The sequence below is a fragment of the Citrobacter sp. CK189 genome (assembly GCF_030333505.1).
Classification (GTDB): Bacteria; Pseudomonadota; Gammaproteobacteria; order Enterobacterales; family Enterobacteriaceae; genus Citrobacter_B; species Citrobacter_B koseri.
In genome coordinates this window covers 128,674-151,089 of sequence record NZ_JAOWFV010000036.1, presented here as the reverse complement: position 1 = coordinate 151,089, position 22,416 = coordinate 128,674, and the positions used below count along the sequence as shown (strand labels likewise).

Sequence of the window (22,416 nt, the reverse complement as noted above, 5' to 3'; positions counted from 1 at the left end):
TTTCTGGCGCGGGTCGCAAAAAGAAAAGCCCGACCTTTCGGCCGGGCTCGCAATTAATCCGCCAGTCTGCGCGGGCGGCGCGGCGGACGCGGTTTATCGCCGCCTGGCTTACCTTCTCCGCTGCGCGGTTTGGCTTTTGGCGCCCCGCCATCATTGCGACGCGGTTGCTGGGCACGGCCTGCTCCGCCCTGTCCCTGTCCCTGGCCTCGGCCGCGACCACCGCCGCTACGCTGCTGCTGGCGACCGTTCTGAATCGGCTCCGCTTTAATTGACGGGTCCGGTTCATAACCCGGCGTGGTGATGCGCGGGATCTCTTTTTTCAGCAGCTTCTCGATATCACGCAGCAGTTTGTGTTCATCAACGCAGACCAGCGATAACGCTTCGCCGGTCGCGGCGGCACGGCCGGTACGGCCGATACGGTGCACGTAATCTTCCGGGACGTTTGGCAGCTCATAGTTCACCACATGCGGCAGCTCTTCGATATCCAGCCCGCGCGCCGCGATGTCGGTCGCCACCAGGACGCGGATATCGCCGGATTTGAAATCAGCCAGTGCGCGGGTACGCGCGCCCTGAGATTTATTACCGTGGATCGCCGCACTGCGAATGCCGTCTTTATTCAGCTGTTCCGCCAGATGGTTAGCGCCGTGTTTGGTACGGGTAAAGACCAGCACCTGCTGCCAGTTGCCTTTGCCAATCATCTGCGACAACAGTTCACGCTTGCGTTTTTTATCCACGAAATGAACGTGCTGGGTCACCTGCTCAGAAGCGGTATTACGGCGCGCCACTTCAATTTCCAGCGGGTTATGCAACAGCTTCTCAGCAAGCGCTTTAATGTCATCGGAGAATGTGGCGGAGAACAGCAGGTTCTGGCGCTTCGGCGGCAGTTTTGCCAGCACGCGGCGAATATCGTGGATAAAGCCCATGTCGAGCATACGGTCAGCTTCATCCAGCACCAGAATCTCAATCTGATCCAGCTTCACCGCGTTTTGATGTTCCAGGTCGAGCAAACGCCCCGGCGTTGCCACCAGCACGTCAACGCCGCCGCGCAGTTTCATCATCTGCGGGTTAATGCTGACGCCGCCAAACACGACCAGAGAGCGAATGTTCAGGTATTTACTGTAATCCCGGACGTTCTCACCAATTTGCGCCGCCAGCTCACGGGTCGGCGTCAGAATCAACGCGCGTACCGGGCGACGGCCCTTCGCGTGCGGCTGCTGCGTGATCAGATGTTGTAACAGCGGCAGCGTAAAACCGGCTGTTTTACCCGTCCCCGTCTGGGCGCTGGCCATCAGGTCGCGGCCTTCCAGCACCGCAGGGATCGCCTGCTGCTGAATAGGGGTAGGTTCACGGTAACCCTGCTCGGCAATCGCGCGCAAAATATCAGGATTCAACCCAAGGGAATCAAAAGACATAACTACTCCGAACCGCCCCGACCGTTACCGGTGTAGTTTTCAGGGAGATACTCACAAGAGGGATGACAAAAACCACAATGTCATGAAGGGGCGGAGTGTAGCAGTTTTTGTGACATACCGCATAAATTATCCCCGTGACTGGAAAAAACAAAATAAACCACCACACTGGACAAGAACAATTATCGGTCATAATCTTAATCAATCGATTGATTAAGAATTGGGTTGCGCGATGAATACCCCAACCATGACGACGAAAGGCGAACAGGCCAAAAGCCAGCTTATCGCCGCTGCGCTGGCGCAGTTTGGCGAATACGGCCTCCATGCCACCACGCGCGACATTGCCGCCCAGGCCGGACAAAATATCGCCGCCATCACTTACTATTTTGGCTCCAAAGAGGATTTATACCTCGCCTGCGCTCAGTGGATAGCCGATTTCATCGGCGCCCAGTTTCGCCCTCATGCCGAGGAAGCGGAACGACTGTTCGCCCAGCCGCAGCCCGATCGCGCCGCAATGCGCGAGCTGATCCTGCGCGCCTGCAAAAATATGATCATGCTGTTAACCCAGGACGACACGGTCAACCTGAGCAAATTTATTTCGCGCGAGCAGCTCTCCCCGACGGCGGCTTATCAACGGGTACACGATCAGGTTCTCAACCCCCTTCACACGCATCTGACGCGCCTGATTGCGGGGTATACCGGCCGCGATCCGGGAGATACGCAAACCATTCTCCACACGCACGCGCTGCTGGGCGAAGTGCTGGCCTTCCGCCTGGGAAAAGAAACCATTTTGCTGCGTACCGGCTGGTCAACGTTTGATGAAGAGAAAACAGAACAGATTTACCAGACGATCACCTGTCATATCGATCTCATTCTGCAAGGCTTAACGCAAAGGAGTCAGGAGCAATGAAAAAACCTGTCGTTATCGCACTGGCTGTCGCGGCGCTGGTCGCCGTGCTTGCCGGTGGTACATGGTGGTATCAGAGTCGGCAGGATAACGGGCTGACGCTCTACGGCAATGTGGATATTCGCACCGTCAATATGAGTTTTCGCGTCGGAGGCCGGCTGGCTTCGCTGGCCGTTGACGAAGGCGACGCCATTACGTCCGGGCAGGTATTGGGCGTGCTGGATAAAGCCCCGTACGAGAACGCGTTGATGCAGGCTAAAGCAGGCGTCTCCGTCGCCCAGGCGCAGTATGATCTGATGCTCGCGGGGTATCGCGATGAAGAGATAGCCCAGGCCGCTGCCGCCGTGAAACAGGCGCAGGCCGCATTTGATTATGCGCAGAACTTTTATCAGCGCCAGCAGGGATTGTGGAAAAGCCGCACGATTTCCGCCAACGACCTGGAAAACGCTCGCTCATCCCGCGATCAGGCGCAGGCGCAACTGAAATCCGCACAGGACAAATTGAGCCAGTACCGTACCGGTAACCGCCAGCAGGATATCGCCCAGGCAAAAGCCAGCCTCGAACAGGCGCAGGCACAGCTGGCGCAATCAGAACTCGATTTACAGGATACAACGCTGATCGCCCCCTCTGACGGTACGCTGTTAACCCGCGCGGTAGAGCCCGGCAGTATGCTCAACGCAGGCAGCACCGTGCTGACGCTGTCGCTGACTCGTCCGGTATGGGTTCGCGCCTACGTGGATGAACGCAACCTCAGCCAGGCGCAGCCCGGCCGCGAAATTTTACTCTACACCGATGGCCGCCCTGACAAGCCTTACCACGGCAAAATCGGCTTCGTATCGCCGACCGCTGAATTCACCCCAAAAACCGTTGAAACGCCGGATCTGCGCACAGACCTGGTCTATCGACTGCGCATTGTGGTGACTGACGCGGACGATGCGCTGCGCCAGGGAATGCCGGTGACGCTGACGTTCAGCGACGAGGCGCGGCATGAATGACGCCGTCATTACGTTAAACGGCCTGGTGAAGCGCTTCGCCGGAATGGAAAAACCGGCGGTCGCCCCGCTCGACTGTACGATCCACGCCGGTTATGTCACGGGTCTGGTCGGGCCGGACGGAGCAGGCAAAACCACGCTGATGCGGATGCTGGCAGGGCTGCTCAAGCCCGATAGCGGCAGCGCGTCGGTGATCGGGTTCGATCCGATCAAAAACGACAGTGAATTGCATGCGGTACTCGGTTACATGCCGCAAAAATTTGGTCTGTATGAAGATCTGACCGTGATGGAGAATCTCAATCTCTATGCGGACTTACGCAGCGTAACGGGCGAGGAGCGGCAAAAAACGTTTGCCCGTCTGCTGGAATTTACCGCCCTCGGCCCCTTCACCAAACGGCTGGCAGGCAAGCTCTCGGGCGGGATGAAACAAAAACTTGGGCTGGCCTGTACGCTGGTCGGCGAGCCGAAAGTGCTGCTGCTTGACGAACCGGGCGTCGGCGTTGACCCCATCTCCCGTCGCGAGCTGTGGCAAATGGTGCATGAACTGGCGGGTGACGGCATGCTTATCCTGTGGAGTACGTCATACCTGGACGAAGCCGAACAGTGTCGCGACGTGCTACTGATGAACGAAGGAGAGCTGCTGTATCAGGGCGAACCGACTAAGCTAACGCAGACCATGGCAGGACGCAGTTTCTTAATGAGCAGCCCGCAGGAGAATAACCGCAAGCTCCTGCAACGCGCGTTGAAACTGCCGCAGGTCAGCGACGGTATGATTCAGGGGAAATCGGTACGGCTGATCCTGAAAAAAGAGGCTACCGCAGAGGATATCCGCCGGGCCGAAGGGATGCCGGAGATAACGATTAACGACACCACGCCGCGCTTTGAAGATGCCTTTATCGACCTGCTTGGCGGCGCGGGTACGTCGGAGTCTCCGCTCGGCGCGATCCTGCATACCGTTGACGGCACGCCGGGTGAGACGGTCATTGAGGCCAAAGAACTGACCAAAAAATTCGGCGACTTCGCCGCCACCGACCACGTTAACTTCGCCGTTGAGCGCGGAGAAATCTTCGGTCTGCTCGGCCCCAACGGCGCGGGGAAATCCACCACGTTCAAGATGATGTGCGGTCTGCTGGTGCCAACTTCCGGCAAAGCGCTGGTGCTGGATATGGATTTGAAAGTCAGCTCCGGCAAGGCACGCCAGCATTTAGGGTATATGGCGCAAAAATTTTCCCTGTACGGCAACCTGACGGTAGAGCAAAACCTGCGTTTTTTTTCCGGGGTTTATGGCCTGCGAGGCCGGGCGCAAAACGAAAAAATCACCCGTATGAGCGAAGCCTTCGGCCTGAAAAGCATCGCCTCTCATGCGACGGATGCGCTGCCGCTCGGTTTTAAACAGCGTCTGGCGCTGGCCTGTTCGCTGATGCATGAGCCCGACATTCTGTTTCTCGACGAACCCACCTCCGGCGTCGATCCCCTCACCCGCCGTGAGTTCTGGCTGCACATCAACAGCATGGTAGAAAAAGGGGTCACGGTGATGGTCACCACCCACTTTATGGACGAAGCGGAATACTGCGACCGTATCGGGCTGGTTTATCGCGGCAAGCTGATCGCCAGCGGGACGCCGGACGATCTGAAAGCGCAGGCGGCAGACGACGACACGCCGGACCCGACGATGGAGCAGGCCTTTATCACGCTCATTCACGACTGGGATAAGGAGCATGCTCATGAGTAACGCCCTGCTCTCCTGGCGGCGCGTACGCGCGCTGTGCGTGAAAGAGACGCGTCAGATTATCCGCGATCCCAGTAGCTGGCTGATCGCCGTGGTGATCCCGCTGCTGTTGCTGTTTATTTTTGGCTACGGGATTAACCTTGACTCCAGCAAGCTGCGGGTCGGCATTCTGCTCGAACAACAGAGCGAGGAGGCGCTGGATTTCACCCACGCCATGACCGGTTCGCCGTATATCGACGCCACCATCAGCGATAGCCGCCATGAGCTTATTGAGAAAATGCAGGCCGGGCGCATTCGCGGGCTGGTGGTGATCCCGGTCGATTTTGCGCAAAAAATGGCGCGAGAGAATGACACCGCGCCGATACAGGTTATCACCGACGGCAGCGAACCGAACACCGCCAACTTCGTGCAGGGTTACGTGGAGGGGGTCTGGCAGATCTGGCAAATGCAGCGAGCTGAAGATCGTGGGGAGGAATTTGAACCGCTGATCGACGTGCAGACCCGCTACTGGTTTAACCCGGCGGCCATCAGCCAGCACTTTATCATTCCCGGCGCGGTCACCATTATCATGACGGTGATTGGCGCCATTCTCACTTCGCTGGTGGTTGCGCGCGAGTGGGAGCGCGGAACGATGGAGGCCCTGCTCTCGACCGAGGTGACGCGCGCAGAGTTGTTGCTGTGCAAACTGATCCCCTACTACTTCCTCGGCATGCTGGCGATGCTGCTGTGTATGCTGGTGTCGGTGTTTATTCTTGGCGTGCCCTGGCGCGGCTCGCTGGTGATTCTGTTTCTTATCACCAGCCTGTTTCTGCTCAGTACGCTGGGAATGGGATTGCTGATTTCCACCATTACCCGTAACCAGTTTAACGCCGCGCAGGTCGCGCTGAACGCCGCTTTTTTACCGTCGATTATGCTGTCAGGCTTTATCTTCCAGATAGACAGTATGCCTGCCGTCATCCGCGCGGTGACTTACATTATTCCGGCGCGCTATTTCGTCAGCACCCTGCAAAGCCTGTTTCTGGCGGGGAACATCCCCATTGTGTTGATCGTTAATACGTTATTTTTAATCGCTTCGGCAGCCATGTTTATCGGCCTGACGTGGATGAAGACCAAACGCCGGCTGGATTAAATTTTCTGCCTGATGGCGCTTCGCTTATCAGGCCTACGACCACATATTTTGTAGGCCAGATAAGGCGTTTACGCCGCCATCCGGCAAAGACGTTAAGTTTGTAGGCCGGATAAGGCATTTACGCCGCCATCCGGCAAAGACATTAAGTTTGTAGGCCGGATAAGGCATTTACGCCGCCATCCGACAAAGACATTAAGTTTGTAGGCCGGATAAGGCGTTTACGCCGCCATCCGACAAAGACATTAAGTTTGTAGGCCGGATAAGGCATTTACGCCACCATCCGGCGAAGACCTTAAGTTTGTAGGCCGGATAAGGCGTTTACGCCGCCATCCGGCAAAGACATTAGTTTGTAGGCCGGATAAGGCATTTACGCCGCCATCCGACAAAGACATTAAGTTTGTAGGCCGGATAAGGCGAAGCCGCCATCCGGCATGGCATGCATAAGGGAGAGAAACATGTTTCATCGCCTGTGGACATTAATCCGCAAAGAGCTGCAATCGCTGTTACGCGAGCCGCAGACCCGCGCGATCCTGATCTTACCGGTGCTGATCCAGGTGCTGCTGTTTCCCTTTGCCGCCACGCTGGAAGTGACCAATGCCACCATTGCCATTTATAACGAAGATAATGGCAAACATGCCGTCGAGCTGACACAACGGTTCGCGCGCGCCAAAGCGTTTACCCATATCCTGCTGCTAAAAAGCCCGCAGGAAATCCAGCCGACGATCGACACGCAAAAAGCGTTGCTGCTGGTGCGCTTTCCGGCCGATTTTTCCCGTCACCTGGATAACCTCCAGCCCGCGCCGCTACAGCTCATTCTTGATGGCCGTAACTCCAACAGCGCGCAAATCGCCGCCAATTATCTCCAGCAGATCGTCAAGGATTATCAGCAGGAGCTGATAGAGGGCAAACCCAAGCCCAACAACAGTGAGCTGGTGGTGCGCAACTGGTACAACCCGAATCTGGACTATAAGTGGTTTGTGGTGCCGTCCCTGATCGCCATGATCACCACGATAGGCGTCATGATCGTCACCTCGCTCTCCGTTGCCCGCGAGCGTGAACAGGGTACGCTGGATCAACTGCTGGTTTCCCCTCTCACTACCTGGCAAATTTTCATCGGTAAAGCGGTGCCCGCGCTGATTGTCGCCACTTTTCAGGCCACGATCGTACTGGCTATTGGCATCTGGGCGTACCACATCCCCTTTGCCGGTTCGCTGGCGCTGTTCTACTTCACAATGGTGATTTACGGGCTGTCGCTGGTTGGATTTGGCTTGTTAATCTCGTCGCTCTGCTCCACCCAACAGCAGGCTTTCATCGGCGTATTCGTCTTTATGATGCCTGCTATCCTGCTATCGGGATACGTTTCTCCGGTCGAGAACATGCCGGTATGGCTACAAAATCTGACGTGGATAAACCCTATCCGCCATTTTACGGACATCACCAAGCAGATTTATTTGAAAGATGCGAGTCTGAAGATCGTCTGGGGGAGTTTGTGGCCGCTACTGGTGATCACGGCCACAACGGGGTCAGCGGCGTATGCGATGTTTAGACGCAAAGTGATGTAGCTTTTTCTCCTTCGCCAGCAGCGAAACCACAGCAGGCCCGGCAAGGATCGCCAGCCCAGCCAGCGCCAGCAGCAGGTTGTTGTGCAGTACGCGGGACAGCAGCCACAGAGCAATCATCGCGGCGCCGAAATACCAGGTGGTCGTCAGCTCTTCCAGCACATCCGCAACGTCGCGCCAGCGCTGTTCGTGGTGGCGTTGTAACGCCAGCATCAGCAGCACCGTCACGCCATAAAGCACGCATAATCCCAGGCCGACGCGGACTAAAGCGCCGCTCATCCAGCCCATTACCAGCAGCGCCACTACCAGTAAATGCAACATTATCTGCCAGCAACTAAGACCCGTTGCGACACGAACACGTTGTTGCCACCTCATGGCTTTTTCTCCTGAAGGATTTTTATCTAATTATTCAGAGTACCGAACTTTACGGAAAATTCCGTAAGACCGCATCTTTTTGTGACGACGACTACACTATTTCAATCAGGATAGTGACGCGGACAGGAAGAAAATGATCCAACAAACGCGAAATTTTTCATTCAAAGTGCTCACAATTAACACGCATAAGGGTTTTACCGCCTTTAATAAGCGCTTTATTCTGCCGGAGCTGCGCGACGCCGTCAGAACCGTCAGCGCGGATATTGTCTGCCTCCAGGAAGTGATGGGCGCGCATGAAGTTCATCCGCTGCACGTCGAGAACTGGCCTGATACCACCCATTACGAATTTCTTGCCGACACCATGTGGAGCGATTTCGCCTATGGTCGTAATGCCGTCTACCCGGAAGGACATCACGGCAACGCGGTACTGTCGCGCTATCCGATTGAACACTATGAAAATCGCGATGTCTCCGTCGGCGGCAGTGAAAAACGCGGCGTGCTGTATTGCCGTATTGTTCCGCCGGTGCTGGCTCAGCCAATTCATGTGATGTGCGTGCATCTCGGCTTACGGGAAGGCCACCGCCAGGCGCAGCTGGATATGCTGGTTGAATGGGTTAACGCCCTTCCCGAATCCGAACCCGTGGTGGTCGCCGGGGATTTCAACGACTGGCGGCAGAAAGCCAACTATCCGTTAAAAGCGTCTGCGGGGCTGGAGGAGATCTTCACCCGCGCGCATGGCCGCCCGGCGCGCACCTTTCCGGTCAGGCTGCCGATACTGCGACTCGATCGTATATACGTCAAGAATGCCAATGCCAGCTCTCCTGCGGCGTTGCCGTTGCGTAACTGGCGACATTTATCTGACCATGCCCCTCTTAGCGCGGAGATACATCTATGAAATGCGGATGGCGTGAAGGCAATCAGATTCAGCTACTGGAAAACGGCGACCAGTTCTATCCCGCTGTGTTTGACGCCATCGCGCAGGCACAGCAGAGGATCATCCTGGAAACCTTCATCTGGTTTGAAGATGACGTAGGTAAGCAGCTACACGCGGCGCTGCTTAAAGCGGCCAGACGCGGCGTAAAAGCGGAAGTGCTGTTAGACGGCTACGGCTCACCCGACCTCAGCGAGGCGTTCGTCGGGGAGCTGACCGCAGCGGGGATAATCTTCCGCTATTACGATCCGCGTCCTCCCCTGTTCGGCATGCGCACCAACCTCTTTCGCCGTATGCACCGTAAAATCGTGGTTATTGACGATCGGGTCGCATTTGTCGGCGGGCTGAATTACTCCGCAGAACATATGTCCGATTACGGCCCGGAAGCCAAACAGGATTACGCCGTTCGTGTCGAAGGGCCGGTCGTGGAGGATATTTTGCAGTTTGAGCTGGAAAACCTGCCGGGGCAAAGCGCCGCGCGCCGCTGGTGGCGACGCCATCATCGCGCCGAAGAAAACCGGAAACCCGGCGAAGCGCAGGTGCTGTTTATCTGGCGCGATAATGATGAACATCGCAACGATATTGAACGTCACTATCTGAAGATGCTTACGCAGGCGAAACGTGAAGTGATTATCGCCAATGCCTATTTCTTTCCCGGCTATCGCCTGCTGCATGCCATGCGCAAAGCCGCCCGACGCGGCGTGCGGGTAAAACTGGTGATCCAGGGGGAACCCGATATGCCCATCGTCAAAGTCGGCGCGCGTCTGCTGTACAACTATCTGGTGAAAGGCGGCGTCCATGTCTATGAATATCGCCGTCGCCCGCTGCACGGCAAAGTGGCGTTGATGGACGATCACTGGGCGACCGTCGGCTCCAGCAACCTCGATCCGCTCAGTCTGTCGCTTAACCTTGAAGCAAACGTCATTATTCATGACCGCACGTTTAACCAGACGCTGCGCGACAACCTGAACGCCATTATCGCCAATGATTGCAAGCAGGTGGACGAGTCTATGCTGCCGAAGCGCACCTGGTGGAATCTGAGCAAAAGCGTGCTGGCGTTCCACTTCCTGCGCCACTTCCCGGCGCTGGTCGGTTGGCTACCGGCGCACACGCCGCATCTGGCGCAGGTTGAACCGCCCGCTCAACCGACGATGGAAACACAGGATCGGGTCGAAGCGGAAAACACGGGGGTGAAGCCCTGATGTCAACATCACACCCGCGATGGCGGCTGGCGAAAAAGATCCTCACCTGGCTGTTTTTTATCGCGGTGATTGTCCTGCTGGTCATTTATGCCGGAAAGGTCAACTGGGAAGATGTCTGGACGGTGATCCGGGATTACAACCGGATTGCGCTGTTGAGCGCGGTTGGGCTGGTGGTTGTCAGCTACCTTCTTTACGGCTGCTACGATCTGCTGGGACGCTTTTACTGCGGCCACAAGCTGGCGAAGCGGCAGGTCATGCTGGTGTCGTTTATCTGTTACGCCTTCAATCTGACGTTAAGCACCTGGGTCGGCGGAATCGGTATGCGCTACCGTCTGTACTCCCGCCTCGGCTTACCGGGGAGCACCATCACGCGTATTTTTTCGCTGAGCATTACCACCAACTGGCTGGGCTATATTCTGCTGGGCGGAATTATTTTTACTTTCGGCGTCGTGCAACTCCCGGCCCACTGGTATATCGATGAAAATACGCTGCGCATTCTCGGTATTGTGTTGTTGCTGGTGATTGCCGTCTACCTGTGGTTTTGCGCCTTTGCGAAACGGCGTCATATCACGATTAAAGGCCAAAAGTTGATGCTTCCGTCATGGAAATTCGCCCTCGCGCAGATGGGGATTTCCAGCGCTAACTGGATGGTGATGGGCGCCATTATCTGGCTGCTGATGGGGCAAGACGTTAATTATTTCTTTGTACTTGGCGTGCTTCTGGTGAGCAGTATTGCCGGAGTGATCGTGCATATCCCGGCCGGGATCGGCGTTCTGGAAGCCGTGTTTATGGCGCTGCTGGCGGGTGAGCATACGTCGCAAGGCACCATTATCGCCGCCCTGCTCGCCTGGCGTGTGCTCTATTATTTTATTCCGCTATTGCTGGCGTTGATTTGCTATCTGCTGCTGGAAAGTCGGGCAAAGAAGCTGTGGGCGAAAAACGAGAAAGCCTTAGCGAAGTGACGGGTTATTTGCTGCTTATCAGGTGTATTACCGGCCTAACCTGTAGGCCGGATACAGCGTTCACGCCAATTAACGGCGATTACCGAAAATACGCAGCAGCATCAGGAACAGGTTGATGAAGTCCAGATACAGCGTTAACGCGCCGAGAATCGAGTATTTCCGCAGCGTCGAGCTATCACGAACATCAATCTGCTCGCCAATGTTTTTCAGCTTCTGCGTGTCATAGGCGGTCAGGCCGACAAAGACAACCACCCCGATATAGGTCACCGCCCACATCAACGCTTCGCTTTTGAGCCAGAAGTTGACCAACGATGCCAGAATGATACCGATCAGCGCCATAAACAGCATGCTGCCCCAGCCGCTGAGATCGCGTTTCGTGGTGTAGCCATACAGGCTCATCACGCCAAACATCCCGCCGGTCACGACAAACGTGCTGGCGATAGACGAATAGGTATAAACGATAAAAATGCTCGACAGCGTCAGGCCCGTCAGCGCCGAATAGAGCATAAACAGCGTGGTCGCCATCCCGGCGCTAAGTTTTTGCACCATTGCCGACAGCGCAATAACCAGCGCAAGCTGGGCGATAATCAAGCCAAAGAAGGTGATTTTGCTGGAAAAGACAAACATCATCACCGCAGGCGTATTCGCCGCATACCAGGCGATAAATGCGGTCAGCAGCAGCCCAACCGTCATCCAGCCATATACCTGCGCCATATACGTTTGCAGGCCGGAACGGGTCTGTACGATAGAATCGGATCGTGGGAATCGGTCCATGATGATCTCCTGATTAAAAGTGATACCCCTGAATAAGGGTATCACATTCTGCTACCAGCGTTTTGCCGCCTGCCGATCGCTATCGCGCGCTTCCACCCAGCGCTCGCCTTCCGGCGTCGCTTCACGCTTCCAGAACGGCGCGCGGGTTTTCAGATAATCCATAATGAATTGCCCGGCCTCGAACGCGCTGCTGCGGTGCGCGCTGGTTACGCCGACAAAGACAATCTCATCGCCCGGCCACAGTTCACCAATGCGATGGATCACCGTCACGCGCCCCAGCGGCCAGCGCGAGCGCGCCTCGTCCACGATATCCGCCAGCGCTTTTTCCGTCATCCCCGGGTAATGTTCCAGCGTCAGCGCTTTAACGCTGTCGCCCAGATTATGATTACGGACTTTACCGGTAAAGGTTACGACCGCGCCATCTTCATCACGCTCCGCCAGCCAGGGGTACTCCTCCCCGACGCTGAACGGCGCATGGCCAACGATCACTCGCGTTTCAGCCATCTCAGCCTCCTGTCACCGGTGGGAAAAAGGCCACTTCATCACCCACCGTCAGCGGATGTTCAAAACTGACCAGCGTCTGATTGACGGCGGCCAGCAGCTTGCCGTCTTCCAGCGCCAGCGCCCAGCGATCGCTTTGCGCCGCCAGATGCTGACGCAGCGCTTCTACGGTTGGGAAATCGGCGGCGACCTCTAACGCATCCGTTCCCACCAGTTCACGCACCTGAGCGAAAAACAGAACCTTAATCATGCGCATCCACCTTAAAATCACCAGACTTACCGCCGCTTTTCGCCAGCAAGCGCACCGGGCCAATCACCATATCTTTTTGCACCGCTTTGCACATGTCGTAGATCGTCAATGCCGCCACGGAAGCGGCAGTCAGCGCTTCCATCTCCACGCCGGTTTTCCCCGTCAGGCGACACAGCGATTCAATGCGTACCCGGTTGTGTTCGGGTTCCGCCTGCAATTGCACTTCGACCTTACTCAACAACAGCGGATGGCACAGCGGGATCAGCTCCCAGGTACGTTTAGCCGCCTGAATACCGGCGATACGCGCGGTCGCGAAAACATCGCCCTTATGGTGACTGCCGTCGATAATCATCGCCAGCGTTTCACTGCGCATCGTCACAAACGCTTCGGCGCGCGCCTCACGTACGGTTTCCGCTTTGGCGGAGACGTCCACCATGTGCGCTTCGCCAGCGGCATTAATATGGGTCAGTTGCGACATACTTATTTCTTCAAATGTGGGTGGAAGTTACACGGGCGTGTGCGAGCATCAAGCTGCGGCGCGATGATGTTGTCCCAGGCGGTGCGGCACGCTTTTGTGGAGCCCGGCATCGCAAAAATCAGCGTCTTGTTGGCAACGCCGGCCACCGCGCGCGATTGCAGGGTCGATGTGCCAATCTCTTCAAACGACAACATGCGGAACACTTCGCCAAACCCTTCGACTTCGCGATCAAAGAGCGGCAGTAACGCTTCCGGCGCCTGATCGCCATCGGTCAGCCCGGTGCCGCCGGTGATGAGCACCACCTGAACGTCATCGCTGGCGATCCACGCGGAAACCTGCGCGCGAATAGCGTAGCGGTTCTCTTTAACGATGGCTTTGTCCACGACCTGATGCCCCGCTTCCAGCGCGGCGTCGCGCAGAAAATGACCGGAAGTGTCGTCTTCTTCGCCGCGACGACTGGAAACCGTAAGAATAGCAATGCGGGTAGGGATAAACTCAGCGCTTACCTGACTCATAAAAACTCCTTGTCCGTTAAGGCGTTAACCGCCTATGTACGATAGATTTTGCGTAATACCGGTATTGTTCTGGTGCAGGAAGTGGGTCTGCTTTTTCTCCAGCAGCGCGGCTGAAATGCGTTCTTCCAGCGCATGTTGCTGTGCATCGTCTTCCAGCAGGTCGCGCAGGCTTACGCCGCCTTCGCCAAACAGGCAAAGATGGAGTTTACCGACCGAGGAAACGCGCAGACGGTTGCAGGTGGCGCAGAAATCTTTTTCATACGGCATGATGAGACCGATTTCACCGGCATAGTCAGGATGACAAAAAACCTGCGCCGGGCCGTCGCTGCGCTGGCGCAGCTGATGAATCCAACCGCGACGCAGCAGTTCATCACGCAGCACCTGTCCAGAAATATGGTGTTTACGAAAGAGTTCGCTCCCCTCTCCCGTCTCCATCAGTTCAATGAAGCGCAGTTGAATGGGGCGTGCCTGAATCCAGGCGAGAAAGGTGTCCAGTTGATGATGGTTCACATCGCGCATCAACACGGTGTTCACTTTGACCTTTGCGAAACCGGCGTCAAACGCGGCGTCAATGCCCGCCATCACCTGCTGGAATTTATCCTGCCCGGTAATGGCGTGAAACTGACGGGCGTCGAGGCTATCGACGCTGACGTTGATTCCCGTCAGACCCGCGTCGCGCCAGTTCGCCGCATCACGCGCCAGACGATACCCATTAGTGGTCACCGCAATCTGGCGAATCGCGTCGTTTTCACGCACGGCGGCAATGATGTCGGTAAAGTCGCGACGCAGCGACGGTTCACCGCCGGTAAGGCGCACTTTTTCGGTGCCCAGACTGGCAAACGCGCGCGTCACACGGCGAATTTCATCGACGGTCAGAAAGCCGTTATTGGTGACACCGCCAGGCTTGTAGCCATCCGGCAGGCAGTATGTGCAACGAAAGTTACACACATCAGTAATCGACAGACGTAAGTAATAAAACTTACGTGCGAAAGCATCGGTAAGTTGTGAGGCCATGTACACCTTTCCAAATACGGGAGGCGGAGTCATTTCTTCCTGCGCCCTGGTGGCAAACTCTTTCGAGGCTTGTCACGGCCAAAACACCATATCAATTTGACACAGGCGTAGAGGCTAGAGTGTCTTTTTAAGCATCGCTTAAAAAGGTGGTTATGCCGATACTAGCGTGTAAATAGCATTTTTGCCATTCCCACTTTACGCTATATAATCATGTATATAGCGTCATGATCGTGCTATTTCGCTACAGAATAAGCAAAAATCACACTTTTGCATTGATATACATCAGTTAGCCATCAGGCTAACCCTATCCGAAAGAGGTAGAGGGGATGGATTTATTTTCCATCGTTGTTCGTTGGCTAATTGCTGAAAAGGCGCTATTTGCGCTACTGTAGCGCAGTATCTCTGATATTAGGAATTTGTATGCGCAATCGTACGCTGGCAGACCTGGATCGTGTTGTCGCTCTCGGCGGAGGGCATGGATTAGGACGCGTTCTCTCTTCACTTTCTTCATTAGGCTCACGCCTGACCGGTATTGTCACCACTACCGATAACGGGGGTTCCACAGGCCGTATTCGCCGCTCTGAAGGGGGCATCGCCTGGGGCGATATGCGCAACTGTCTGAACCAGTTAATTACCGAACCCAGCGTCGCGTCGGCGATGTTTGAGTACCGTTTTGGCGGTAATGGTGAACTTTCCGGCCATAACCTCGGAAATCTGATGTTAAAGGCGCTGGATCACCTGAGCGTGCGGCCTCTCGAAGCGATAAATTTAATTCGCAATTTGTTGAAGGTGGATGCGCATTTAATCCCTATGTCGGAGCTGCCGGTAGACCTGATGGCCATCGACGATCAGGGGCATGAAGTATACGGCGAAGTGAATATCGATCAACTGGCGACGCCGCCGCAGGAGCTGATGCTGTCACCGAAAGTCCCCACCACCCGGGAAGCGGTGCAGGCCATTAGCGAAGCCGATTTGATTCTGATTGGCCCCGGAAGTTTCTACACCAGTTTGATGCCGATTCTGCTGCTTGATGAGCTGGCGCAGGCGCTGCGCCGTACTCCGGCGCCGATGGTCTATATCGGTAATCTGGGGCGCGAATTGAGTCTGCCCGCCGCCAGCTTAACGCTTGTCGACAAACTGGCGATTATGGAGCAATACGTCGGGAAACAGGTTATCGACGCCATTGTGGTTGGCCCGAAAGTAGATGCCTCGGCGGTGACGGGCCGGATTGTGATTCAGGAAGTGCTGGAAGCCAGCGATATTCCGTATCGCCATGACCGACAGCTGCTGCATAACGCGCTGGAGAAAGCGATACAGGCGTTGGGGTAAGCGTTCAGATTTGCCCGGTGGCGCTTCGCTTACCGGGCCTACACACAACAGGCGGCACAACCGTAGGCCGGATAAGACGCTTTACGTCGCCATCCGGCATCGTCAGGACGCCGCGATAAACAGCTCACGTAGCTGATGCAACTGGTCGCGGATCTCTGCGGCTTCTTCAAACTCCAGGTTTTGCGCATGCTGCATCATCTGACCTTCCAGCTCATGAATTTTCTGCTGCAACGCTTTCGGCGTCATATCCATCTCAACCACACCCGATTTCGCCGCTGCGCGGGACTTCCCTTTGCCCTTCGCTTTGGTTTTCGCGATGTTCTGACCCAGCGCCAGAATATCGACCACTTTCTTATTCAGCCCCTGCGGAACGATACCGTGCTCTTCGTTGTATAACTGCTGTTTCTCGCGACGACGTTCGGTTTCGCCTATCGCTTTCGCCATCGACGGGGTGATCTTATCGCCATAGAGGATCGCCTTCCCGTTGACGTTACGCGCCGCACGGCCGATGGTCTGAATCAGCGAACGCTCTGAGCGCAGGAACCCTTCTTTGTCTGCGTCCAGAATCGCCACCAGCGAGACCTCAGGCATGTCCAGCCCTTCTCGCAACAGGTTGATCCCCACCAGCACGTCAAACTCGCCCAGACGCAAATCACGAATGATTTCCATACGCTCAACGGTATCGATGTCCGAGTGCAGGTAACGTACGCGCTCGCCGTGTTCTTCGAGATATTCGGTAAGATCTTCCGCCATTCGCTTGGTCAGCGTCGTCACCAGCACACGTTCGTTAATCGCCGCCCGCAGGCGGATCTCAGAGAGCAGATCATCAACCTGCGTCGCCACCGGCCGAACTTCAATGATCGGGTCCAGCAGCCCGGTGGGACGCACCACCTGATCCACCACCTCGCCGCCGGATTTCTCCAGCTCATAGTTGCCCGGCGTGGCGGAAACGTAGATGGTTTGCGGGGCCAGCGCTTCAAACTCTTCAAATTTTAGCGGACGGTTATCCAGCGCTGACGGCAGACGGAAACCGTACTCCACCAGCGTCTCTTTGCGCGCCCTGTCCCCACGAAACATCCCGCCGATTTGCGGAATCGTGACGTGAGATTCATCCACGACTAACAGGCCATCGGCAGGCAGATAATCAAACAGCGTCGGCGGCGGCTCGCCAGGCCCGCGCCCGGAAAGGTAGCGGGAGTAGTTTTCAATCCCCGAGCAATATCCCAGCTCGTTCATCATTTCCAGATCGAACTGCGTACGCTGGGTTAAGCGCTGTTCTTCCAGCAACTTATTGTTTTCCAGCATGATCCTGCGTCTGTCCACCAGTTCGTCTTTGATCTCCTCCATCGCCTGTACGATGCGCTCGCGCGGCGTAACGTAGTGCGTTTTCGGGTAGATGGTGTAGCGCTGGATAGTCGATTCAACCTGCCCGGTCAGCGGGTCAAACAGCGACAGACGTTCAACCTCTTCGTCAAACAGCTCAACCCGCAGCGCAATATCGTCAGACTCCGCCGGGAAGATGTCGATGACCTCGCCGCGTACGCGGAAAGTGCCGCGCTGGAAGGCCTGATCGTTGCGGGTATATTGCAACTCCGCCAGACGGCGCAGGATAGCGCGCTGATCGATGATCATCCCCACCGTCAGGTGCAACATCATCTTCAGGTATAAGTCGGGATCGCCCAGACCGTAGATAGCGGAAACCGAAGCCACGACCACAACGTCCCGCCGCTCAAGCAGCGCCTTGGTCGCCGACAGTCGCATCTGTTCTATGTGTTCGTTCACCGACGCATCTTTTTCGATAAAGGTGTCGGAGCTGGGCACATACGCCTCTGGCTGATAGTAGTCATAGTAAGAGACGAAATATTCCACCGCGTTGTCAGGGAAGAACTCTTTCATTTCGCCGTATAACTGGGCCGCCAGCGTTTTATTGGGCGCAAGCACCATCGTCGGGCGCTGTAAATCGGCAATCACATTGGCGATGGTGAACGTTTTCCCTGATCCCGTTACGCCCAACAGCGTCTGGTGCGCCAGACCATCTTCAAGACCTTCCTCCAGACGACGTATCGCCTCCGGCTGATCGCCTGAAGGTTTAAAAGCGGAATTCAGTTTGAACGGTTTACTCATGGGCAGCTACCTGAAGGAATGGGCGGGCAGGACACTAATTTTACCCGGAGCCGCTAATATTGCCAGCAAAATATACTGGATGAAAAAACAGTAGTGACTTAAGGTATTACTCAAATAAGGGATAACACCCGGCATTGCGACGTAAAATGTAGACCCTGACGAGATAAAAAACCAGTGAGATGCGGTTATCCCCAAACCAAAGACTTTTTTAACACTTGTCAAGATGTGTGATGAAAGATTTGTGGCAACCCGTGACACTTTCCTTACAGCCATTGCTTTTATCTAACAAATTGTTTCATAAGCACTATTTACTTAAGACGCCTTTCGCATCAATTTAGTCGCAGGCCGCGTCTTCTCTCGCTTACGTTGTGTTTTCTAACTCTAATACACAAGGTTATCCACAGGAATGGTGGATAACTGCGTCCAGCCCGTATGGACTGCCGCCTGGCAAAATCGCGCGGACGCCCCTTGATGAGGGGCTAAAAAAAAATTATCGCTTTTTTTTGATTTTTATCAGCTAACGAAACGCGGGCGGCAGGCGAGATCCTGCTCGCATTTTCACCTGTTTTACACCGCCTTCAGGCGCGTCAGGTCGAGATATTGTCCTGTTGATGCACTTTCCGCCTTCCCGGAAAGCCAGGGGATTTCGCCCAGCAGAGGAGCCGTAATCACCCGCGTTAGCGTCGCCATGTATTCCGCATGGCGCTTTCCGGGCGGCGTCACGTCATTGGCTACCCACCCGGCAAGCGTCAGCCCGGCTTGCTGCACGGCCTGCGCCGTCAGCATGGCATGATTGATACACCCAAGCTTCACGCCCACCACCAGAATCACCGGCAGGTGCTCCGCCGCAACCCAGTCGGCAAACGTCAGCGTTTCGCCAAGCGGAGTAAACCAGCCGCCCGCCCCTTCCACTAACACCCAGTCGGCCTGCCGTTCCAGCGTGCGTAAACCGGCGGACATCACCGAGGCCTGAACGGGTCTCCCCTCCTCTGCGCTCACAATGTGCGGCGAGGTCGGTTCCGCAAAGGTGTAGGGATTGATCGCTTCATAGGCCAGCGTCAGCGTGCTGTTGCGCTGTAACGCCAGGGCATCGCTATTGCGCAGCCCCTGCGCCGTCATCTCGCTGCCCGACGCCACGGGCTTGTAGCCTGCCGTCCGAAAGCCGCTCTGCGCGGCAGCCTGTAACAGGGCGCAACTGGCGACCGTTTTTCCGACTTCAGTGTCCGTCCCGGTGACAAAATACCGTTTAATCACGTTCAATGACTCCCAAAAAAAGCTGATACGTCAGCGGATATTTCCCCTGCTGCTGCGGCCAGGCCAACTGCAACTGTCGCAACTGCGAACGCGTTAACACGCGCGGTTCACGCCCCTCGTGCAGATGCGTCGCCCCAATGCCCTTAAGCGAACGCATCGCGCTGAGCGCATCATCAAACCACAGGGTGATCGCCTGGATCTGCTGACGGACGCGCCAGCCGCGCATTGCATTGCCGATCGTCTCCGGCGACAAAAAGTGGTTGGCATGCCCCCGGTTATCTACCGCCTGCCAGGCCTGACGCAGTTCCGGCAGCGATCCGTGCGCCAGCGAGGTAAACGCCACCACGCCGCCAGGACGCACCACGCGATACAGTTCGCTTAGCGCGCCGCGCAAGTCGCCGCACCACTGCACCGCCAGGTTGCTCCATGCCAAATCAAACCGCGCCGCCGCCAGCGGGATGGCTTCGATATCCGCCGCAAGGTAATGGTGAGCAGCCTGCTGACGACGCGCCTCATCCAGCATTTGCGCCGAGAGATCGAGCGCCGTAACCTCGCATCCCTGCTCTCGCCAGAAGCGGCTCATCCGCCCTGGCCCACAACCGGCGTCCAGAACGTGCGCACATTCGCGCCCTGCCAGCAGCGCCAACAGCGCGTCCGCACTCTGGCGTTGCAGTTCAGCGTGCTGTTCATAATGCGACGCGGCGCGCCCAAACGCGGCCGCAATCGCCTGCTTATCAACCTGCGCCATCCAGCACCTCCAGTAAGCGATCAATATCCTGCGCTTCGTGCGCCTGAGTGAGCGTCAGGCGCAACCGGGCAGTACCGGCCGGAACGGTAGGCGGTCGGATCGCGCTCACCCAGCATCCCTGCTCCCGCAGAGTATCCGCCAGCCGTAACGCGCGCGCATTATCTCCGACAATCAGTGGCTGAATCGCACTGTGCGAATTTGCCAGCGTAAAATCGCTGGCCTTAACGCCCGAACGGAAGCGCTGAATTAACGCAGCCAGTTTTTCCCGGCGATCTGCGCCTTCCGGGCTTCGGATCACCGCCAGCGCCGCGCTCAGCGCCTGCGCCTGGGCCGGCGGCATACTGGTGCTGTAGATCAGATGGCGGGCAAACTGCAACAGATAATCCGCAACGCTTTCAGAGCAGAGAATCGCCGCCCCGCTGACGCCAAAGCCTTTGCCAAACGTCACAATCAGCAGTTCAGGTTTGACCTGCTGTCGCCAGCAGCTTCCGCGCCCCTCATCGCCCGTAACGCCAATACCGTGCGCATCATCCACCAGCAGCCAGGCGTTACGCTGCCGTGCGACACGGTGGATCTCCGCCAGCGGCGCGCCGTCGCCGTCCATACTGAATATGCCCTCTGTCACCACCAGCTGCTGCCCGCCGCACGGGGCGTCCAGTAGGCGCGCCAGGTGTTGAGGATCGTTGTGGGTAAAGCGGCGAAGCGTCGCCGGGCTGAGGTTTGCCGCTTCCAGCAATGAGGCGTGGCTGAGACGGTCCGCGACAATCCGATCGTCTTTCGCCATCAGCGCGGCGATAACCGCCTGATTCGCCGCAAAGCCAGAGATAAACAGCAGCGTCCGCGAATAGCCAAGCCAGCCTGCCAGCGCCTCTTCAAGCGCCTGATGCGCCACGGAGTAGCCGCTGACGTGGCCGGAGCCGCCGCTGCCTACGCCAAAGCGCTCCGCACCCTGTTGCCAGGCGCGAATAATCTGCGGATGGTAACTTAAACCGAGGTAGTCATTGCTGGAGAAATTCAGATACTGGCGTTCGTTAGCCACCAGCCAACGCCCTGCCCCCTGCGCCACCGCATAGCGGCGACGCAACGCATCGACAGAACGACGCGCCGTAAGCGCATCGTCGATTTTTTGCTGCCAGGTCATACTGCTGCCGCGTTGTAATAGTCGTCTGTATCCGGGGTCATCAGCGCCTGTTCCAGACGCTGTTGCTGTTCGTTGTCGCCAGCCAGCACCGACGTTTGCTGCGGATTCAGCCCCAGTTTGCGGAACAGCTGGAGATCTTTGTCTTCTTCCGGGTTCGGCGTGGTCAGCAGCTTGCAGCCGTAGAAGATGGAGTTCGCCCCCGCCATAAAGCACATCGCCTGCGTCTGCTCGTTCATCTGTTCGCGACCCGCAGAAAGACGCACGTATGAGGTTGGCATCATAATGCGCGCGACAGCGATCGTGCGGATGAAATCAAACGCATCCACATCCTCATTATCCGCCAGCGGCGTACCTTTGACCTTCACCAGCATGTTGATAGGCACGCTCTCCGGCGGGGTCGGCAAATTCGCCAGTTGCAACAGCAGCCCGGCGCGATCTTTAACCGTTTCGCCTAAGCCAACGATACCGCCAGAGCAGACTTTAATCCCCGCTTCACGCACTTTGTCCAGCGTATCAAGACGTTCCTGATACGAACGGGTCGTGATGATGTTGCCGTAAAATTCCGGGGAGGTATCCAGGTTGTGGTTGTAGTAATCCAGCCCGGCGTTGGCGAGGCGCTGCGCCTGAGATTCATTGAGCGTGCCGAGGGTCATACAGGCTTCCAGCCCCATCGCCTTCACGCCCTGCACCATCTGTTCCAGATACGGCATATCGCGCTCGTGCGGGTTTTTCCATGCCGCGCCCATGCAGAAACGGGTTGAACCGGCGTTCTTCGCTTTGCGCGCGGAGTCCAGCACCTGCTCCACTTCCATCAGACGTTCCGCTTCCAGCCCCGTCTTATAGCGAGAACTCTGCGGGCAATATTTGCAGTCTTCCGGGCAGGCGCCGGTTTTAATCGACAGCAGCGTGCTGACCTGTACCTGTTGCGGATCGAAATGCTGACGATGGATCTGCTGCGCGTCAAATAGCAGATCCAGCAGCGGTTTATTAAATAATTCGGTAACTTGCGACAATGTCCAGCGTGGGTGGTGAGCCATAGGGCCTCTCCAAAGGGTGTTGTTAATTCTTGATTCGGTGTAGACTCGTAAACCTA

At 56.5% G+C, this 22,416-nt stretch carries 22 protein-coding genes and 1 riboswitch; of the genes, 9 read left to right on the top strand and 13 right to left on the bottom strand.

The annotated features are described in order from the left end of the window. Positions 1 to 53: 53 nt before the first annotated feature. Positions 54 to 1,412, bottom strand: coding sequence for an ATP-dependent RNA helicase RhlE (gene rhlE, locus OGV83_RS07145; protein WP_115181812.1), 1,359 nt, complete (start codon positions 1,410 to 1,412; stop codon positions 54 to 56). Positions 1,413 to 1,641: 229 nt separating this feature from the next. On the opposite strand from rhlE, the gene cecR reads away from it, so the two are divergent. The 5 genes from cecR to OGV83_RS07120 all read left to right on the top strand — a co-directional run bounded on the left by cecR (position 1,642) and on the right by OGV83_RS07120 (position 7,728). Next, complete coding sequence (gene cecR, locus OGV83_RS07140) at positions 1,642 to 2,319, top strand: transcriptional regulator CecR (protein ID WP_071259642.1); 678 nt, start codon at positions 1,642 to 1,644, stop codon at positions 2,317 to 2,319. Continuing rightward, positions 2,316 to 3,311, top strand: coding sequence for a secretion protein HlyD (gene hlyD, locus OGV83_RS07135; protein WP_112002204.1), 996 nt, complete (start codon positions 2,316 to 2,318; stop codon positions 3,309 to 3,311). The genes cecR and hlyD overlap by 4 nt, the downstream gene beginning before the upstream one ends. Further along, complete coding sequence (locus OGV83_RS07130; protein WP_112002203.1) at positions 3,304 to 5,040, top strand: ATP-binding cassette domain-containing protein; 1,737 nt, start codon at positions 3,304 to 3,306, stop codon at positions 5,038 to 5,040. The genes hlyD and OGV83_RS07130 overlap by 8 nt, the downstream gene beginning before the upstream one ends. Further along, a complete protein-coding gene (locus tag OGV83_RS07125) occupies positions 5,033 to 6,166 on the top strand; it encodes an ABC transporter permease (RefSeq protein ID WP_012133183.1) in 1,134 nt (377 codons plus the stop codon). The genes OGV83_RS07130 and OGV83_RS07125 overlap by 8 nt, the downstream gene beginning before the upstream one ends. Before the next feature lie 455 nt (positions 6,167 to 6,621). Continuing rightward, the gene (locus OGV83_RS07120) at positions 6,622 to 7,728 is read left to right on the top strand and encodes an ABC transporter permease (protein ID WP_012133184.1); all 1,107 of its coding nucleotides are present in this window, start codon (positions 6,622 to 6,624) and stop codon (positions 7,726 to 7,728) included. Here OGV83_RS07120 and OGV83_RS07115 read toward each other — a convergent pair. Further along, on the bottom strand, positions 7,690 to 8,100 hold the full coding sequence (locus OGV83_RS07115) for a YbhQ family protein (RefSeq protein WP_024130510.1): 411 nt from the start codon (positions 8,098 to 8,100) through the stop codon (positions 7,690 to 7,692). The two genes, OGV83_RS07120 and OGV83_RS07115, sit on opposite strands and share 39 nt — an antisense overlap. Positions 8,101 to 8,233: 133 nt before the next feature. Here OGV83_RS07115 and OGV83_RS07110 point away from each other — a divergent pair, with 133 nt between their 5' ends. Genes OGV83_RS07110 through OGV83_RS07100 form a run of 3 tightly spaced genes read left to right on the top strand, consistent with a single transcriptional unit; the run spans position 8,234 to position 11,195 of the window. Next, the gene (locus OGV83_RS07110) at positions 8,234 to 8,995 is read left to right on the top strand and encodes an endonuclease/exonuclease/phosphatase family protein (protein ID WP_049011126.1); all 762 of its coding nucleotides are present in this window, start codon (positions 8,234 to 8,236) and stop codon (positions 8,993 to 8,995) included. Further along, on the top strand, positions 8,992 to 10,233 hold the full coding sequence (gene clsB / locus OGV83_RS07105) for a cardiolipin synthase ClsB (RefSeq protein ID WP_012133187.1): 1,242 nt from the start codon (positions 8,992 to 8,994) through the stop codon (positions 10,231 to 10,233). Before OGV83_RS07110 ends, clsB begins: the two co-directional genes overlap by 4 nt. Next, complete coding sequence (locus OGV83_RS07100; RefSeq protein WP_286463335.1) at positions 10,233 to 11,195, top strand: lysylphosphatidylglycerol synthase domain-containing protein; 963 nt, start codon at positions 10,233 to 10,235, stop codon at positions 11,193 to 11,195. The genes clsB and OGV83_RS07100 overlap by 1 nt, the downstream gene beginning before the upstream one ends. A 69-nt stretch (positions 11,196 to 11,264) precedes the next feature. Here OGV83_RS07100 and OGV83_RS07095 read toward each other — a convergent pair whose 3' ends face one another. From OGV83_RS07095 to moaA, 6 genes are all read right to left on the bottom strand, one after another. Continuing rightward, positions 11,265 to 11,969 (bottom strand): Bax inhibitor-1/YccA family protein, encoded by a 705-nt coding sequence (locus OGV83_RS07095; RefSeq protein WP_024130511.1) that lies wholly within the window; start codon positions 11,967 to 11,969, stop codon positions 11,265 to 11,267. Positions 11,970 to 12,020: 51 nt separating this feature from the next. Continuing rightward, a complete protein-coding gene (gene moaE / locus OGV83_RS07090) occupies positions 12,021 to 12,473 on the bottom strand; it encodes a molybdopterin synthase catalytic subunit MoaE (protein WP_058668823.1) in 453 nt (150 codons plus the stop codon). Between the two features lies 1 nt (position 12,474). After that, on the bottom strand, positions 12,475 to 12,720 hold the full coding sequence (moaD, locus tag OGV83_RS07085) for a molybdopterin synthase sulfur carrier subunit (RefSeq protein WP_286463334.1): 246 nt from the start codon (positions 12,718 to 12,720) through the stop codon (positions 12,475 to 12,477). Continuing rightward, positions 12,713 to 13,198 (bottom strand): cyclic pyranopterin monophosphate synthase MoaC, encoded by a 486-nt coding sequence (gene moaC, locus OGV83_RS07080; protein WP_012133192.1) that lies wholly within the window; start codon positions 13,196 to 13,198, stop codon positions 12,713 to 12,715. The genes moaD and moaC overlap by 8 nt, the downstream gene beginning before the upstream one ends. 2 nt (positions 13,199 to 13,200) lie before the next feature. Continuing rightward, positions 13,201 to 13,713 (bottom strand): molybdenum cofactor biosynthesis protein B, encoded by a 513-nt coding sequence (gene moaB / locus OGV83_RS07075; protein WP_047457988.1) that lies wholly within the window; start codon positions 13,711 to 13,713, stop codon positions 13,201 to 13,203. Between the two features lie 24 nt (positions 13,714 to 13,737). Further along, positions 13,738 to 14,727, bottom strand: coding sequence for a GTP 3',8-cyclase MoaA (moaA, locus tag OGV83_RS07070; protein ID WP_024130512.1), 990 nt, complete (start codon positions 14,725 to 14,727; stop codon positions 13,738 to 13,740). After that, positions 14,715 to 14,861: riboswitch (molybdenum cofactor riboswitch) on the bottom strand. It overlaps the preceding gene by 13 nt. A gap of 286 nt (positions 14,862 to 15,147) precedes the next feature. Between moaA and yvcK the strand changes: the two genes are divergently transcribed. Next, positions 15,148 to 16,056 carry a uridine diphosphate-N-acetylglucosamine-binding protein YvcK gene (gene yvcK, locus OGV83_RS07065; protein ID WP_024130513.1) on the top strand — a complete coding sequence of 303 codons (909 nt, stop codon included), beginning with the start codon at positions 15,148 to 15,150 and terminating at the stop codon, positions 16,054 to 16,056. Between the two features lie 102 nt (positions 16,057 to 16,158). Here yvcK and uvrB read toward each other — a convergent pair whose 3' ends face one another. The 5 genes from uvrB to bioB form a co-directional block, all read right to left on the bottom strand. Next, complete coding sequence (gene uvrB / locus OGV83_RS07060; protein WP_047457991.1) at positions 16,159 to 18,180, bottom strand: excinuclease ABC subunit UvrB; 2,022 nt, start codon at positions 18,178 to 18,180, stop codon at positions 16,159 to 16,161. Positions 18,181 to 18,747: 567 nt separating this feature from the next. Beyond that, positions 18,748 to 19,434 (bottom strand): dethiobiotin synthase, encoded by a 687-nt coding sequence (gene bioD, locus OGV83_RS07055; RefSeq protein WP_049008951.1) that lies wholly within the window; start codon positions 19,432 to 19,434, stop codon positions 18,748 to 18,750. Beyond that, positions 19,427 to 20,182, bottom strand: a complete 756-nt coding sequence (bioC, locus tag OGV83_RS07050; protein ID WP_153258246.1) for a malonyl-ACP O-methyltransferase BioC — start codon at positions 20,180 to 20,182, stop codon at positions 19,427 to 19,429. Before bioC ends, bioD begins: the two co-directional genes overlap by 8 nt. Continuing rightward, complete coding sequence (bioF, locus tag OGV83_RS07045) at positions 20,169 to 21,323, bottom strand: 8-amino-7-oxononanoate synthase (RefSeq protein ID WP_286463333.1); 1,155 nt, start codon at positions 21,321 to 21,323, stop codon at positions 20,169 to 20,171. The genes bioC and bioF overlap by 14 nt, the downstream gene beginning before the upstream one ends. After that, positions 21,320 to 22,360 carry a biotin synthase BioB gene (gene bioB / locus OGV83_RS07040; RefSeq protein WP_012133202.1) on the bottom strand — a complete coding sequence of 347 codons (1,041 nt, stop codon included), beginning with the start codon at positions 22,358 to 22,360 and terminating at the stop codon, positions 21,320 to 21,322. The genes bioF and bioB overlap by 4 nt, the downstream gene beginning before the upstream one ends. Between the last annotated feature and the right edge of the window lie 56 nt (positions 22,361 to 22,416).

What these genes read in the sequence shown, in the direction of transcription:
- moaE (WP_058668823.1), bottom strand. Translation starts at nt 12,473, where the DNA reads ATGGCTGAAACGCGAGTGATCGTTGGCCATGCGCCGTTCAGCGTCGGG.
- yvcK (WP_024130513.1), top strand. Translation starts at nt 15,148, where the DNA reads ATGCGCAATCGTACGCTGGCAGACCTGGATCGTGTTGTCGCTCTCGGC.
- OGV83_RS07120 (WP_012133184.1), top strand. Translation starts at nt 6,622, where the DNA reads ATGTTTCATCGCCTGTGGACATTAATCCGCAAAGAGCTGCAATCGCTG.
- moaC (WP_012133192.1), bottom strand. Translation starts at nt 13,198, where the DNA reads ATGTCGCAACTGACCCATATTAATGCCGCTGGCGAAGCGCACATGGTG.
- clsB (WP_012133187.1), top strand. Translation starts at nt 8,992, where the DNA reads ATGAAATGCGGATGGCGTGAAGGCAATCAGATTCAGCTACTGGAAAAC.
- bioC (WP_153258246.1), bottom strand. Translation starts at nt 20,182, where the DNA reads ATGGCGCAGGTTGATAAGCAGGCGATTGCGGCCGCGTTTGGGCGCGCC.
- uvrB (WP_047457991.1), bottom strand. Translation starts at nt 18,180, where the DNA reads ATGAGTAAACCGTTCAAACTGAATTCCGCTTTTAAACCTTCAGGCGAT.
- OGV83_RS07110 (WP_049011126.1), top strand. Translation starts at nt 8,234, where the DNA reads ATGATCCAACAAACGCGAAATTTTTCATTCAAAGTGCTCACAATTAAC.
- hlyD (WP_112002204.1), top strand. Translation starts at nt 2,316, where the DNA reads ATGAAAAAACCTGTCGTTATCGCACTGGCTGTCGCGGCGCTGGTCGCC.
- moaD (WP_286463334.1), bottom strand. Translation starts at nt 12,720, where the DNA reads ATGATTAAGGTTCTGTTTTTCGCTCAGGTGCGTGAACTGGTGGGAACG.
- OGV83_RS07125 (WP_012133183.1), top strand. Translation starts at nt 5,033, where the DNA reads ATGAGTAACGCCCTGCTCTCCTGGCGGCGCGTACGCGCGCTGTGCGTG.
- OGV83_RS07100 (WP_286463335.1), top strand. Translation starts at nt 10,233, where the DNA reads ATGTCAACATCACACCCGCGATGGCGGCTGGCGAAAAAGATCCTCACC.
- OGV83_RS07115 (WP_024130510.1), bottom strand. Translation starts at nt 8,100, where the DNA reads ATGAGGTGGCAACAACGTGTTCGTGTCGCAACGGGTCTTAGTTGCTGG.
- bioF (WP_286463333.1), bottom strand. Translation starts at nt 21,323, where the DNA reads ATGACCTGGCAGCAAAAAATCGACGATGCGCTTACGGCGCGTCGTTCT.
- OGV83_RS07130 (WP_112002203.1), top strand. Translation starts at nt 3,304, where the DNA reads ATGAATGACGCCGTCATTACGTTAAACGGCCTGGTGAAGCGCTTCGCC.
- cecR (WP_071259642.1), top strand. Translation starts at nt 1,642, where the DNA reads ATGAATACCCCAACCATGACGACGAAAGGCGAACAGGCCAAAAGCCAG.
- moaA (WP_024130512.1), bottom strand. Translation starts at nt 14,727, where the DNA reads ATGGCCTCACAACTTACCGATGCTTTCGCACGTAAGTTTTATTACTTA.
- moaB (WP_047457988.1), bottom strand. Translation starts at nt 13,713, where the DNA reads ATGAGTCAGGTAAGCGCTGAGTTTATCCCTACCCGCATTGCTATTCTT.
- OGV83_RS07095 (WP_024130511.1), bottom strand. Translation starts at nt 11,969, where the DNA reads ATGGACCGATTCCCACGATCCGATTCTATCGTACAGACCCGTTCCGGC.
- rhlE (WP_115181812.1), bottom strand. Translation starts at nt 1,412, where the DNA reads ATGTCTTTTGATTCCCTTGGGTTGAATCCTGATATTTTGCGCGCGATT.
- bioB (WP_012133202.1), bottom strand. Translation starts at nt 22,360, where the DNA reads ATGGCTCACCACCCACGCTGGACATTGTCGCAAGTTACCGAATTATTT.